Annotated in this window: 17 protein-coding genes; 10 read left to right on the top strand and 7 right to left on the bottom strand. The window is 41.5% G+C overall.

Translation table 11 applies throughout. The features are described from left to right. Window positions 1–252: 252 nt before the first annotated feature. From cas2 to cas4, 3 genes are all read right to left on the bottom strand, one after another. Window positions 253–540: a CRISPR-associated endonuclease Cas2 gene (gene cas2 / locus ACR5KR_RS27620; RefSeq protein WP_152590239.1), complete on the bottom strand. Its 288-nt coding sequence runs from the start codon at window positions 538–540 to the stop codon at window positions 253–255. Window positions 541–571: 31 nt separating this feature from the next. Beyond that, window positions 572–1,576, bottom strand: a complete 1,005-nt coding sequence (gene cas1d, locus ACR5KR_RS27615; protein ID WP_448268699.1) for a type I-D CRISPR-associated endonuclease Cas1d — start codon at window positions 1,574–1,576, stop codon at window positions 572–574. A 171-nt stretch (window positions 1,577–1,747) separates the two neighbouring features. After that, window positions 1,748–2,299 carry a CRISPR-associated protein Cas4 gene (gene cas4, locus ACR5KR_RS27610; RefSeq protein WP_448268697.1) on the bottom strand — a complete coding sequence of 184 codons (552 nt, stop codon included), beginning with the start codon at window positions 2,297–2,299 and terminating at the stop codon, window positions 1,748–1,750. Window positions 2,300–2,529: 230 nt separating this feature from the next. Here cas4 and ACR5KR_RS27605 point away from each other — a divergent pair, with 230 nt between their 5' ends. From ACR5KR_RS27605 to ACR5KR_RS27580, 6 genes are all read left to right on the top strand, one after another. Next, window positions 2,530–2,964: a hypothetical protein gene (locus tag ACR5KR_RS27605; protein WP_448268696.1), complete on the top strand. Its 435-nt coding sequence runs from the start codon at window positions 2,530–2,532 to the stop codon at window positions 2,962–2,964. Between the two features lie 105 nt (window positions 2,965–3,069). Beyond that, a complete protein-coding gene (locus ACR5KR_RS27600; protein WP_448268695.1) occupies window positions 3,070–3,645 on the top strand; it encodes a hypothetical protein in 576 nt (191 codons plus the stop codon). A gap of 380 nt (window positions 3,646–4,025) precedes the next feature. Beyond that, on the top strand, window positions 4,026–4,265 hold the full coding sequence (locus tag ACR5KR_RS27595; protein ID WP_445628428.1) for a hypothetical protein: 240 nt from the start codon (window positions 4,026–4,028) through the stop codon (window positions 4,263–4,265). Between the two features lie 111 nt (window positions 4,266–4,376). Beyond that, window positions 4,377–4,670, top strand: a complete 294-nt coding sequence (locus ACR5KR_RS27590) for a hypothetical protein (protein ID WP_445628427.1) — start codon at window positions 4,377–4,379, stop codon at window positions 4,668–4,670. 135 nt (window positions 4,671–4,805) lie between these two features. Beyond that, on the top strand, window positions 4,806–5,126 hold the full coding sequence (locus ACR5KR_RS27585; RefSeq protein ID WP_445628426.1) for a hypothetical protein: 321 nt from the start codon (window positions 4,806–4,808) through the stop codon (window positions 5,124–5,126). 189 nt (window positions 5,127–5,315) lie between these two features. Next, complete coding sequence (locus ACR5KR_RS27580) at window positions 5,316–5,906, top strand: BRO-N domain-containing protein (RefSeq protein ID WP_445628425.1); 591 nt, start codon at window positions 5,316–5,318, stop codon at window positions 5,904–5,906. A gap of 127 nt (window positions 5,907–6,033) precedes the next feature. On the opposite strand, the gene ACR5KR_RS27575 is transcribed toward ACR5KR_RS27580, so the two are convergent. The 3 genes from ACR5KR_RS27575 to ACR5KR_RS27565 all read right to left on the bottom strand — a co-directional run bounded on the left by ACR5KR_RS27575 (window position 6,034) and on the right by ACR5KR_RS27565 (window position 7,453). Beyond that, entirely contained in the window at window positions 6,034–6,330 is a 297-nt protein-coding gene (locus ACR5KR_RS27575) for a hypothetical protein (protein WP_448268694.1), read from the bottom strand. A gap of 473 nt (window positions 6,331–6,803) precedes the next feature. Continuing rightward, entirely contained in the window at window positions 6,804–7,028 is a 225-nt protein-coding gene (locus ACR5KR_RS27570) for a hypothetical protein (protein WP_448268692.1), read from the bottom strand. A gap of 59 nt (window positions 7,029–7,087) precedes the next feature. Further along, window positions 7,088–7,453 carry a hypothetical protein gene (locus tag ACR5KR_RS27565; protein WP_448268691.1) on the bottom strand — a complete coding sequence of 122 codons (366 nt, stop codon included), beginning with the start codon at window positions 7,451–7,453 and terminating at the stop codon, window positions 7,088–7,090. 173 nt (window positions 7,454–7,626) lie between these two features. Between ACR5KR_RS27565 and ACR5KR_RS27560 the strand changes: the two genes are divergently transcribed. The 4 genes from ACR5KR_RS27560 to ACR5KR_RS27545 are packed head-to-tail and all read left to right on the top strand — an operon-like array spanning window position 7,627 to window position 11,607. Next, window positions 7,627–7,983: a hypothetical protein gene (locus tag ACR5KR_RS27560; protein ID WP_448268690.1), complete on the top strand. Its 357-nt coding sequence runs from the start codon at window positions 7,627–7,629 to the stop codon at window positions 7,981–7,983. Window positions 7,984–7,991: 8 nt separating this feature from the next. Beyond that, entirely contained in the window at window positions 7,992–8,405 is a 414-nt protein-coding gene (locus tag ACR5KR_RS27555) for a hypothetical protein (protein WP_448268689.1), read from the top strand. Window positions 8,406–8,407: 2 nt separating this feature from the next. Beyond that, entirely contained in the window at window positions 8,408–10,789 is a 2,382-nt protein-coding gene (locus ACR5KR_RS27550) for a hypothetical protein (protein ID WP_448268688.1), read from the top strand. Between the two features lie 2 nt (window positions 10,790–10,791). After that, entirely contained in the window at window positions 10,792–11,607 is an 816-nt protein-coding gene (locus ACR5KR_RS27545) for a hypothetical protein (protein WP_448268687.1), read from the top strand. A 113-nt stretch (window positions 11,608–11,720) separates the two neighbouring features. On the opposite strand, the gene ACR5KR_RS27540 is transcribed toward ACR5KR_RS27545, so the two are convergent. Continuing rightward, on the bottom strand, window positions 11,721–13,133 hold the full coding sequence (locus ACR5KR_RS27540; protein ID WP_445628414.1) for a site-specific integrase: 1,413 nt from the start codon (window positions 13,131–13,133) through the stop codon (window positions 11,721–11,723). Between the last annotated feature and the right edge of the window lie 32 nt (window positions 13,134–13,165).

Genomic DNA, 13,165 nt, shown 5'->3' with positions numbered 1-13,165 from the left:
GCCAAGCTGTATTTAGTTTTCAAGGTGCGGTTGCGCGATTCTGGAGCAATCATAGCATTAGAGAATTCGTTTGGAAAGAGTGCCAGGAAAATTTAAAGGCTGAAATCGTATTTTGATAAGCATTTCAGGGATTGCGCGGATGAGGATTAGGGGAATAATGGCTTCAAAGCCTTACTGTAGTTGGGATAGAAGCATTTTTTTTGGCTGTGAAATTTCTACACCTACCCCTCCGCGCATTTGAGATGCAGGAACCTAGCTAGAAGGAGACTCAGCAAAGAAAATTGTTTCGTCTCGTGGCTGTTCTCCGCCAATGCGTTCGACTTTTCGCTGACAACAGCCACAGAGAAAATAAAAGCGCACGCTATCGGTGTCGGGTTTAATCAATTTAGATAAACGCGATCGCAGTTTAGCATACTGAGTAAGAGTGATATCGCACTCAAACACACTCAGTTGCATCCATTGTCCGTAAGACTTGAGAACAGAATGGATTTTAGTACGACGTTTATCTTCTGGAATGTCGTAGCTGACAACAATATACATAGTAAAGTACGGGAGAGGAACAAATGACAAGTTATTTGAGAATTAGGGGAGGATATTTATCGATTTCGTTCATTAGGTATTTACTTAATAATCTCGCTTGAATTTCAAAGGATTCTTGATAGGTGCATTTGTTTCCCATGACTGGATGTTTGAAACTTGATAGTTTCTTTTGTTGATAAGCACGAAGAAATGTATGCAGTCCTTCTTTGGTTAAAGACACAGCACCACTGAGCGGTTCGGTGGTAAAGTCAGTTAGGGTTAGCGATCGCTTATTAATCAGCGACAACACTACAGCATCCACTATTAAAGGACGAAATTCTTCCATCAAGTCTAAGGCTAGGGAAGGTCTACCATAACGCTCGACGTGTAAGTATCCTAGATAAGGATCGAAGCCAACAATATTTAAAGCACTTTGCACATCATGACGTAGCAATGAATACCCAAAACTCAGTAACGCATTAACTGGATCGGTTGGTGGGCGGCGGCGTCTGGCTTCAAATATAAATTCTGAGGTTTTGATTAGCTGTTGAAAACAACCAAAATAGGCTGCACTACCAGCACCTTCTAAGCCTCTGAGAGAATCAATACTGTTAGTGTTTTCGATTGGTGCGATCGCGTTTTCTAATCGAGTGATGTTATTATTCAGGTCAGTATCGGGATGTTCTCGCTGAGTGCGAAGTAAGCTATGGCGGTAATTTTTTAATTTCCCCCGCACAAATCCTCTGACTAAATGGATTGCTGGTTCTGATTCTCCCACAGCTTGCCATTGGGCTTTCCGAACAAAGATATTTTTAGTAGTTTCTGGTTCTAAACGCCCTAAATATCTTCCGTTTTGTGTGAGAAATGTTAAACAAATGTGACGTTCTAAAAGTTCATTGACGACGGCGGGAGAAATAGTAGCCCGTCCTAGTACTACAATTCCCTCTATTTTAATTAAAGGGATATCCAAGATTGTTTTTTGTTCAGCTTTGACGGTGAGACGTTCGTCAACTTTACCGATAAAAGCATCGGCTTGTGTTACGTAAACTGTTCCCATTTTTGATGATTCCTAGTAATAATTGGAGATTGGATAAAGAAAGTTATCGGGTATAATTCAATCCAGATTAACAAGGGTTATTGGTGTAGAGAATTGGTCTTTAAAGACGCGATAAATCGCGTCTCTACATGATGGTTTCGTTGCTCATTATGAACTGTATCGGGGTATAATTTAATTTACTTCTTGATAACTTTTGACTTTATCGGTTGCTTTGGGTAAACATTGCGAATAAAGACTGCATCCTTGGCAGCGTTTGCTGTAAACTGGTTTTGGCATTGTTCCTGTTTCTAGGAGATTTGTCACAGATTCAATAGTTGCGATCGCACTTTGCCGTAACTCTTGATTAATCTCTACTAATTGCCGTTGATGGGAGTGGGCATAATAGATATATCCAGTAGTAACAGTTTCTCCTGTCATTTCTTCTAAACATAAGGCTTGGGCACAAACTTGCAACTCATCGTTATCCCATTCGCCTTTGCGTCCTCGTTTGTATTCCACTGGATAAACTTGACCTGATTCGGCTTCAATTAAATCAGATTTGCCGATGAGTTTATATTGCTCAGACTTCAGCCAAATTGCTCGAACTTGCCAAGTTTCTCCTCGCTGTATATCGCTTGTGGTGTGGACGCGATCGTGTAATGTTGTGCCTTCAATTGTGTATTGATTATCAGTAAACTCCCCTGCACAAAACATCCGCCAACAGCGATGTTGGCATAAAAGCACGTATTATCAATACTTTCAGTTTTTATTCTCTTAAAGATGCTCACCTAATGCTCAAACTGCGATTTTTAAGTACAAAATACCCTTTTTAAGTAGTTTTTGTTACACAGTGGTAATGTTCAAACAATGCTCAAATCTAGAGAACTTTATGTGTTCATAACCTGCAAGTAATAACATCTATTTAATCGTTTTCCATCTAAATATACAGCTTGCATTAAACAGGAGTTCCAATAATGGTGGATAACAAGGTAAACTTGATTGCAGATTTTTTAACACTTAGTTGTCATGAATCACCTTGCATTGTGGATGCTCGTGAATACATCAATGATAGTTGGATAGTAAGAGCTACGGATGAAAGGATTATTAGTAAAGGTGTGATGACAGTTAAATGGCAGATGGTAGTCCCGCAGGGGAAAAGAGAAGCCGTGCGAATAGCAAAGAAAGTATTGGACATTTATGTAGATTTTGGGCGGTTCCTTGTGACAGATGAGGACTACTCAGAAGTAGAAAAGGAATGCATTAAAACTCATGACGTGCAAGGGTTACGTATGGTAGTAGCACTATACCAAGGGGATGATAAATTGTACTACAAGAAGAAGATTGAGAATCTTATTAAGGTTAATGGACTAAACAAGCCACGCAAAAACGTAACCAGCAACTCACCGTAGTAGCGCAAGGTAGGGTATCAAGCAAAAGTGACATATTTAGATGACATATTTTTATGTCACTTTAAGTGTCACTTTGATTTACAACATACACAAAGGATTGAAACAATGAGTAACTTAACATTCGATAAATCACTTGCACTTTCCCTTTACCAGTCTGATGAGCAATTCCCTATCAATATCAACGATGCTTGGCAGTGGTTGGGATACACGAACAAGCGTACCTGTGCTGATACGCTCAAAAACAACTTTATTATCAATGAAGACTTTTTGAGGGGAGGCTCGAAAAGCAGCGGTGGTAGACCTTCCGAGGTTTTACTACTCAGCATTGAATGCTTCAAAATGTTGGGAATGCTGGCGGGTACAGAGCAAGGCAAAGCTATCCGCAAGTATTTTATTGAGTGCGAGCGTATTGCCAAGGCTTCTGCTGTCGAACAACTACCACTAGCTAACACGTCAAAACTTACTGAATTAAGGTCTAGTGAAGCGCTAATACGCCAAGACATTAAAGTACTTGAGAATGAGTTAGCCGACCAAAAGCGCAAGTTACAAGCTATTCAGCAAGAGCTATTTAATGAAGCAAAAAACGTGTTTGACACAAATCCTGATTTAGTGAAACAGGTGCTTGATGCCAAGGAAATAATCGAACGTGCAAAACAGGCTAACAAGTACCTCAATGCTTGAGATGACATCAAAATATGACACTCTGAGTGACACTTTTAGATGTCATCTACGAACACAGGGTATACTCGATATCGCTAAAATATCTGATGCCAACTATTGAGAATGACCTTATTTACCAAGGATTGTAGCTTACAAAAAAGCCTTAAAAACACAACAAAAACATACCTACAAGTCCTTGTTGACAATTCAAACTAAGTTTTACCTTAAAATCAAGTCACAGTATACGTTGTAGCTTATTGTTTTATTTATCTGTTATAAATAGTTGACGTTTTTTATTTATCTGTTATAAATGATATAAGCAAACAACAGCAAGGGACTCAGAGATTCATCGATTCCATAGCGCTGTTAATGCCCAGTACACCCAATCTAGGGAGCATATTGTGTTATCCCCTAATTACGAACTAGAGACTATCCAGACCGATACATTTGAGGTAATTGCCAAGTCACGAGAGCTAGGGTGGCTTGTTTTTGGGCTAACAGATGAGGTAACACCTCAAACAATGATTGAACAGTTTGCTGAACTAGACAAAGCTTATCAATCCCTAAGAAGTCAGATTGATGCCGTTCGGAACAGTCTAGACAATGGTCATGACCCTGACCGTCATTTGTTCAACTACTGATTGTTTTTCCCGTTCATACACACAATAAAACGCGCCGTCCAATGAGTTCGCACCTCATAGAACGACGACTTCCATCTCACGTAATCAACCTACGCAAGAGGCTAAATTATTATGACCGTTATTCAACAAACCGTCCATCCTTCTACTATCTCTATACCCTCTCCCCTTTACAGAATTGGTCAGCGAGTTGAGTGGATTGACGGTGAACATCCTTTTGTATGCGAATTCACAGGGATTGTTACTGGACAGACTTACCGTATTGATTGCATCGGTGGTAACTGGAGGTTTACTATGGTAATTACAAATGCAACAACTGCCGGACAGTTACAAAATCATTATATTGGCGGACATTACCCTGATGTGGATGAAAATCGTTTGCGTGCCTGTATTGGTATGAGTGAGTGAACATTTTCTAAGCTCTGGCTAGGGTCAAACATCGAATTTTCCCAACAATCTATAAGTTGAAACAAGGCAATGCATTCCACTGGTTAGTACTAGTGGGATGTGCAATAGGTTCTAAAAACAATGAGGTTTTAATTTATGCCTAGAGGTATACCAAGTAGCGGTACGAGAAAGCCGGGTTCAGGGAGGAAGAAAAAATACGCTGGTGAGGTAATGCAAAAATATGTCCCAATCTCTATCGCTGACAAACTAGATGATATCTATCAACTCTTGATTGACCTAGAGAAAGAGGTTGATACGTGGGAAAAAATCTGTGATGAAAAAAGTACTTCACCACGTTATGAGCAGGCACGCAAGCTTGTATCAACGCTTAGGCTTCTTTTGAACAGACTGGGGATTGATGCCAGTGCTATTTATGCACAAGGTAATAAAGAAAACAAATCGGGGGATGAATCATGAGTTAATCAATATCCTCAGTTAGGCTTTTTTCTAGCTTAATACCCTACATTTTCAGAGTGACATATTTTAGTGACACTAAAACTGACATTTTTGAGTGTCACTTCACAGATACAAGGTGTGAAAGGTATTACCCATGATTGGGAATACTAGGATTTACGCTAATAACTAAAAACTACTCACAAAAAAACAATGACAGACTTAACAGTTTTCAATTTTGAGTCACACGAGATACGATTTGTCGAAGGCAAGCCAATAGGTAACGATATCGCTTCTGTCCTGGGGTATGTTGACCCTAGCAAAACCGTATCAACAAAGGTCTCTAAAAAGAACAAAGGTGTTACCAAAACGGTAACTCCCGGCGGAATCCAGTCTGTAACCGTGCTTGAAGAAGCTGGTATCTATCAACTCATTTTTGGTAGCAAGCTAGAATCAGCAGAAAAGTTCCAAGATTGGGTCTTCAGTGAAGTGTTGCCATCTATCCGTAAAACTGGTAGCTACAACGCGGTATCACAGTTACGACATCAACAACCATCCGATAACTCAGCAAAAATAAACCAGCTTACCACCAAAAAAGCCTCTATACAAGAGGAAATTAAGCAACTTGAAGATAGTCTTGCTACTAAAAAACGAGAACTACAAGAGGTTTCAGAGTCCCTAGTGATAGAAGCTAAAGCATATTATGATGCCAGTCCTGAGACGTTCAAACAAGTAATCGCTTGCAAGGAAATTCTTGACCACGCCAAACAACGGAATCCTTATCGCTCCTTACCCTCTGTTTAAGGTAAGCCACAGGAACCCCATTAAACGACCTATCTATCAGAGAACTCAAAAAAAATAGCCACAGACCTTAAAATTAAGGGCTATGGCAGCATAAATAAAAAAGCATTGGTGGCAGCTATTATTAGCGCTAGGGAAGTTTAGCTTCCACACGTGCTACACGCTCACTAAGAGCGTCCATCCTATCATCTACCCTATCAAGCACTACAGACATTTTCTCTGTAGTGTTTTTTAGTGCATTCATGTCACCTTCGATAAGCACATACGCTCTTTCCTTTGCCATGTAATCAGCTTGTCTTTGACGTTGGTGTAATGCTCTCTCTTGTAGATACAACACCAACAAGCTAACGAACGCTGGGAAACTTAAACCTATAATCCACATAAGACCCTCATTCATAGTATTTACCTCTACTAAATCAGATGACACTTTTTTATGTCACTTTAAATGACACTTTTAGATGTCACTTGGCAGTGCATACCCTTGTACTCAAAAAAATATCCATCACAGCATAAAACTATGATGGATACACGCAATCAATTCCTTGTTTATCAGTGCGCTAGATGCCGTCCAGTCCTTCCCACATCCTAATGGTTAAGTCGGGAATCCAGGGCTTCGGTATTATCTCAAGCCCACCAAGTATATCTTCAGGTTGTAGGTTGATTACCTGTCTCCCTATATACAGCCGCCGCCAATTCGTATAAGCTCTCTCACCTATTGATGGTATATAAACATAGGGTGCTAGATATCCGATAAATCGGTAATCCCATCCACCTATCTTGCCCGTTTCCACTGCAATGATATTGCCCGTGAGATTATGAACTATATCGATTTTTGGACGCTTAGGAACCTGAAGATTGTAGTAACTACGCTCAAATATCTTATTCCAGATAATCACTTTATCAAGGTGTCAAGGTAATCGTTTCATCAGCAGCAAGCTTGACGATGTCAACGTCAGTGTTAGCAGCCTGTACACTACCTTGTACAAAACGAGCATCAGTAATCTGAGTAATGAAGTCTGCATCCAGTAGATCGTTGTCTGTTCCACCAGCGGTAAAGGTTGTGCCTGTCCAGTATGCGGTGACGCTACTTCCGACTTTTTTTGCGATAACAAACCCAGCAGCCATGTTCTTTATCCTTTATGTTTCAAGTGTTAGTAAAGACCGATGAAAAAAGAGTGCAATTTTTAGTAAACGAACTTACGGCGGCGAACTGCGGTAACACGGATAACTTGACTACCCGCATAAGTACCGGATTTCGCTTCTGTGGCAATCGTGTCAGCCTTGGTTGGGGAGACAAGTACGATAGCACGTCTTTCAGTACCACCTTTAGAGTAATAGACTGCAACGGGAAAACAGCCATTAAGTAGTGCTTCGGATGTGCCAGTACCCACTAAGGTCTTCCCATCGGGAACCTCACCAGTAGTACTTTCTGTCCATCCCAGGTTGTCCGCTAGGTTGCCAACACTGGCTTTTACTGCCTTGATACGTATAACTTTAGTGGAAGAGACATTGATGAAATAAGTTGTCTTCTTTTTTGCGGTAGCAGCCATTCGGTTTTAGACTCCTTCTTTGTGTATGAACTCACTGTAACTCAGTCGCGGCAAGCTTCTCACTATATGGATGTCTTAAGGGTTCCACAAATTCGTACGTAAATCAAAAAAAATACTTGACATCAGGATAGTACGGAAATACTATTTAACTTATAAGTATAAAAGGAGACACGATGTCAGAGCCAACACTAGTACAGATTTTCGGCGCAGGTGCAACACGCTTATCGAACGGTGCTACAACTACTACGTCAGGCTTATTTATTCCTGATAGTGCTTTTGTGGCGGCGGGATTATCAACTCCTGCCACAGCATCAGCAGAAGCACACTTGACATCAATTGTGGTCAATGCTGAAAGTTACCTCACCCAAGCAAACTTTGACTCCAATATTGATCAATCGTTGATAGTTGCCGATGGATATCCTGGGTTTACTACCAGAGGTACAAACAATACTCAGTATCGACTAGACCAGAAGACGATATCATTTGCCAAGGTTGATACTGGTTCTACTATTAACCCTGGAGATTATTAGGAGAAGCCATGACTCAAGGGTGGTGTATTAGCGGCGATGTAGTCACAGGTCGGAATCAAAGCACAAAACAAGCAATTTATTATGCTAGCGAACCTCAAATTACTTATCATTCCAATGCTAACGATCAGGCTTATTGGGGATATGCGTATACTTCCTTCAATAATGCTGAGTCGTTCGCTGATGGAACTTACACGATTTACCGCTCTGACTCTGCATCTTGTCAGATATTGCAAAAATACGATTGCATCAATGGGGCTTGTGTACCTTCAAGCGCTCATGGCACTTTTGGTCTATATAATTCCTTGTCGGATTGCGAGATTAATTGTGGGAGTAAGGGATGTAGTGGACAATGTATTAGCAGCACTGATTGGGCACGAATAGAGGATTTGGCAGGTAAGTTAAAGAATCGGAGTTGTGATTAACTATGAGTACTTCCGGCGTAATTGGGAGTATGCAATCTGCGCTCGATTGCGCTGGCAAGTGCGATTGCTGTGATAAGCTACAAGCACAAATCAATGACGTCAAAGCACAACTTGCCAGACTAAAAAACGTAGATGAAGATTCAATTGTCCGCCGCTCGGTGAAGGCTTCTGAAGCAAGTATTATTCCGCAAATTCCTGGCATAGCTGAAGTTGCTGCAACTGCAATTGCATCAGGGTTGATTGCTCCTCTCCGACCAAAAATACAAGATGCTGTTGACAAAGCATCTGAAGCTATGGGTGTAGCAAAATCAGCAGAAAACTCAGCATCTAGCGCTATCAGCCGAGCTACAGTAGCCGACTTAAAAGCGGCTCAAGCAGTCAGAGATGCCGAAATAGCGACTTTTAGAGCGAACGTAGCGAACGGAGTTGCAACCGAGGCAGAGAGAAGGGCTGTAGCTGCTTACGACAAAGCGATAGGCGCAGAGGTTAAAGCAGTCACAGCAGAGAGTAGTGCCGCCCGCGCCATCGGGGAATCCGGGAAAGCTATCGCCGAGGCTCAAGGTGCGACAGCGAAAGCGGTGAGTGCAACGAATACAGCATTGGAGGCAAATTCAGCGGTAGGTGGTTTAAAGGGTGTAGTTGAAGGGCTTAAAGGTCGTATTGGTGCGCTAGGGGAGGCAGTTGCAAGGGCGGAAGCCTTAGCAAGTAAGGCTGTAGTAGCAGCAGCGAACGCCGTGGGCATTAGCACCGAAGCTCTTAATGGCATAGGTAGGCTTGCAGGGCGGATTGCTGAAATTTTCAACATTATTGGTACATTTGCAGTGTTATTTGAACAACTAGCAACACTTAACGTACTGGGTGGTCGCATTGATGCTGTAGAGAGTGGCTTGGCAGCATTAGGCAATTCTGTATCAGGAATTCTTGGAAAACTACTAGGTTTACAAAATCGTATAGGACGCAACGAAGCGCTCACTGCTGAGGCGAAAAATATCGCCCTTGATGCCAAAGGTATTGGTGATGACGCAAAATTGCAAGCTGGTGCTGCACAAGTAACAGCTACTCGTGCAGAGAATTTCGCGCAGATTGCTAACAGCAACGCCAAGTCAGCACAAACAACTGCTGACGGTGCGGTGAGGAATGCTGGAATAGCAAACGAAAATGCTACTACTGCTTATAGAAAAGCATCCGAAGCTCAGGGGATAGGGGAACAAGCAAAGCGGATTGCTGGTGATGCTTTGAGTAAAGCAGGTACAGCACTGACTACTGCACTCACTGCAATCACACTTTATCAGGGCGTAAAATCACTGCGTGGATTACGTGGATTGCAGGGCGTACCTGGAATACCTGGTAGGCAGGGTGAGAGGGGATTACAGGGATTACAAGGTGTACCTGGGCGAGATGGTATCACAACAGTGGTACAGGTACCTGGTGTACCCGGCAAAGATGGGAAAAATGGCATAAATGGATTACCTGGCAAAGACGGAAGGAACGGCAAAGACGTGAATCCAGTAGATGTAGCAAGCTTAAGAGCGCTGATAATCAGCCAACACGCGCAAACTCGCACCAATATAAACTCAACTTCAGCAGGTCTTGTAGGAGGCGTGAAAGCGTTTTTTACCACACAACTAGCAGCGATAACAACGTTGATAACGGCGATTGCTAACAACACGTATGTTGAGAAAGCGCTAGCGGTGTTAACTTTTGCCACGACAATGCATAACGCATTAATGCTAAGTAGCAACCTAGGGCAAACGCTTGGGGGAATTATTAATACAATACTTGGGTTAGTACTTCCAAAGGGACTTGATGGTACGCCAATTGACGTTTTTGGGATTATTGGCAAGACCACGGAAACACTTATAAAGGACGCAATAGGAAGTGAAAACTATACGAAATTAAGCGCTGAGTGGGCGGCGGCTAATAGAATATATCAAGCGACAATTAATGTTTTTAATGCACTACAGAACGCACAAAATGTCACGATGAATGCCTTAGAAGTTATTGGTGGACAAACATCGAAAATTGGTAATGCTCTCAAAAAGTGGGGTGTTGTGGGTGAGAAAGCTTATGAATGGTTTAACCCACAACCTAACTACCATAATCGTGCAATTGTAGCACTTGAGAATGCACAAATAGCAGCAAGTACTATCGAGACAGTGGTACAAGTACCACTGAGTATCGTGGACGCAAAAACACAAATCGAACAAGCTGATGCGGAATTCAAGGCAGCAATAAAGGGTGATAAAAATCCTGATGGAACAGATAAGACACCAGGCATAGCCGTAGAAGAAAACAAACCTAAAAAGGATGAATTTGACTTAGGTAAATCTATCTCGCAAGCTGTTGATGCATTGGCAGAAGATTTATTTGATGGGGGTGATTAGAGATGACCTTACCTGAAAATTTTGACCCTTGGGAGCATCTACAAGGACAGTACAACCTACAATTCAATAGACTTGTACGCTCGTATTTTTCTGACCACGAGCCAGGATGGGAGCCTAATCTTAGTGATGCACGGAGTAGTTTACGCGTTGCTTGTACGATGCTAGATGATGACAGTGATAGCATTCGCAAAATGAGGCATGATTTATTCTTTGATTTACTGGGATACAGCAAAAAAAATCTTGCAGTAATTCATGGAAGTGCTGAGAATTTTGATGCACCTGTTGAAGGGCATCCCAAGGTAAAGCTGTATTTTTCACAGGATGCTGAGAGTGTTCCTAAAGGATACACAAAAGTGGACGCTGAAATCTCTTTTCGACTGATGAACGAAACATCGGCAACATTTACACCTGACAATGCTCATACATTAGCAACAAAAATAAAACAGCAATTCGTAAGCGCTGGGAAGGGTGTTCAGTTCACCAAGGGCAAAGATATATACGCCTACAAGGACACTGCTAAGGGGTATAGATTGCAAATTTACTGCACAACTGAAGCAGACGCCGTAGACATTATCAGAAGGTGTTTGGAAGTCCAGGACGTAGTGTTCTCAGAAAGCAATCTGACAAAACATGAACCTAAAAAGACTTCACAACCTAAATCCCCTAAAAAGACTATATATGGTAAACAGCGTGAAGGTAAAAGATTTAGACCTATTGCTAATGTCCGCTTTAGGTATGCGGTAGTTGAGATACCGGGCATGAACAAGGAAGTAGTGCTTTACGATGTAAACGGTAGGCTTGGTGGGTTAGTATTCTGAAGTGACATTCAGAGATGACACTTTTTTTGACATAAAAAAATGACACTTTTGAGTGTCACTTTACAACAATACCCCAAGGTAGCACTACACTATCCTGGGGTATTTTGTGTCGGCTATTGCTTGTCTTGTAGTAGCCTGTCAATCAGTTCTTGTTGCTTGCGTAATTGTTCTTTAAGTAGGTCAAGTTCTGATTGTTGTTGTGAGTGTTGGTTAACTGGTAGCTCAGGGTTGATTTGTGTTGCATATCTTGCAATATCTCTATAGTGTTTTCTTGACATCTCTTCACTGTGTTCACACCATGCATTGACTATTGCTGCATCCCTGCCTAAATCAAATATTTGGTGAGTAATGAAAGTGTGACGTGTATTATAACAAGGTAGGTATCTTTTGACCTTACCCTGCTTGATTAACTCAGGAATAATACCTTTATTGCGCGACCCCTCATACCCATGCCATACACGTTGTAGTGAATCAGAATTTATCGCTTTACCTGCCTTATTTTTGAATAGATTCTCATTCGGTTCCCCTTGTGGGATGGATTTTAAGAGATTCCATAGTTCACCGTTTTCAGGCATGGGAAACATACGCGTTGTATCGTTTTTAGTGGATTTATAGATTTTGAGGCGATTGTTGTAATTTCTTCTTAGTAGTATTCTTTCTTTATCCCATTCAACATCTACCCACCAAATAGCAATTGCTTCACCCGTCCTACAGCCAGTGAGAAATTTAAATTTAATGAGATTGTAATAATGCTTGACTCTACTGCTGTCACTTTGGATGTATTTTAGTATTTCTTGCGCCTCATCCCATGTGTAGGCTTTGCTCTTGTCTAAAACGTCGTCATCATTTTCTATTTCCTTGTTTTGGTCGATAATGCGCTCACGCTTGGTCTTGGTGTTAATATCCTCTGCCATTCCATCAAAAAGATTCTCATTGACTTTTTTTTGCTTAATAGCTAATCGGTAGGCTTCTGACAAACAAGATAGAATTCGTTTAACTGTTGAATGACTGTAATTGATTAATAGCCAGTTACGCATCTCTAAAGGAGACTCCCCAGTTTCGTCAAGCGATTTTTTTATAGCACGCAAATACTCTCCTCTAAACTTCAATTGATACACAGTTTCAGACAAGCTCTCTCTCCTGAATGAACAGTACATATCCCAAACTTCCATGATGGACAATTCAGGCTTGGGCGGTAGTTGGTCGTCTAAGGTAGCTTCACTCTTCACCAACCTCAACCTTGCTTGTAAACCGTATTCCTTTAAAATCTCCTGATATCGTCCCAAGTTAAAATTCCCTTCACCGTCATCTAGTTTTCCATCCTCAAGTTCGATTTGTAATCGCCTCTGTAGCTGACTGGCTTTACTCTCCCAACCATCTATTAGTGAAATACCAGTTGCTAGTTTTATCTGTCCCTTGTTGCAGTAACTTCTAGGGAAACAGGCTTTGATACTCCCTGAATCTATCCTTACCGCTACTTGTCCTTTTTTCGTTTTACCAGTTGGTGTTTTGCCAGTGTTTACCATAATGCTCACTTAATGCTCAAAATGTGGAATTC

The organism is Nostoc sp. DSM 114159 (assembly GCF_053470285.1).
The sequence above is the reverse complement of the archived record's forward strand: the minus strand, read 5'-3'. Positions and strand labels throughout refer to the sequence as shown.

Coding starts and splice junctions, on each gene's coding strand:
- cas2 (WP_152590239.1), bottom strand. CDS start 540: ATGTATATTGTTGTCAGCTACGACATTCCAGAAGATAAACGTCGTACT.
- cas1d (WP_448268699.1), bottom strand. CDS start 1,576: ATGGGAACAGTTTACGTAACACAAGCCGATGCTTTTATCGGTAAAGTT.
- ACR5KR_RS27605 (WP_448268696.1), top strand. CDS start 2,530: ATGGTGGATAACAAGGTAAACTTGATTGCAGATTTTTTAACACTTAGT.
- ACR5KR_RS27600 (WP_448268695.1), top strand. CDS start 3,070: ATGAGTAACTTAACATTCGATAAATCACTTGCACTTTCCCTTTACCAG.
- ACR5KR_RS27590 (WP_445628427.1), top strand. CDS start 4,377: ATGACCGTTATTCAACAAACCGTCCATCCTTCTACTATCTCTATACCC.
- ACR5KR_RS27585 (WP_445628426.1), top strand. CDS start 4,806: ATGCCTAGAGGTATACCAAGTAGCGGTACGAGAAAGCCGGGTTCAGGG.
- ACR5KR_RS27580 (WP_445628425.1), top strand. CDS start 5,316: ATGACAGACTTAACAGTTTTCAATTTTGAGTCACACGAGATACGATTT.
- ACR5KR_RS27570 (WP_448268692.1), bottom strand. CDS start 7,028: ATGGCTGCTGGGTTTGTTATCGCAAAAAAAGTCGGAAGTAGCGTCACC.
- ACR5KR_RS27565 (WP_448268691.1), bottom strand. CDS start 7,453: ATGGCTGCTACCGCAAAAAAGAAGACAACTTATTTCATCAATGTCTCT.
- ACR5KR_RS27560 (WP_448268690.1), top strand. CDS start 7,627: ATGTCAGAGCCAACACTAGTACAGATTTTCGGCGCAGGTGCAACACGC.
- ACR5KR_RS27555 (WP_448268689.1), top strand. CDS start 7,992: ATGACTCAAGGGTGGTGTATTAGCGGCGATGTAGTCACAGGTCGGAAT.
- ACR5KR_RS27550 (WP_448268688.1), top strand. CDS start 8,408: ATGAGTACTTCCGGCGTAATTGGGAGTATGCAATCTGCGCTCGATTGC.
- ACR5KR_RS27545 (WP_448268687.1), top strand. CDS start 10,792: ATGACCTTACCTGAAAATTTTGACCCTTGGGAGCATCTACAAGGACAG.
- ACR5KR_RS27540 (WP_445628414.1), bottom strand. CDS start 13,133: ATGGTAAACACTGGCAAAACACCAACTGGTAAAACGAAAAAAGGACAA.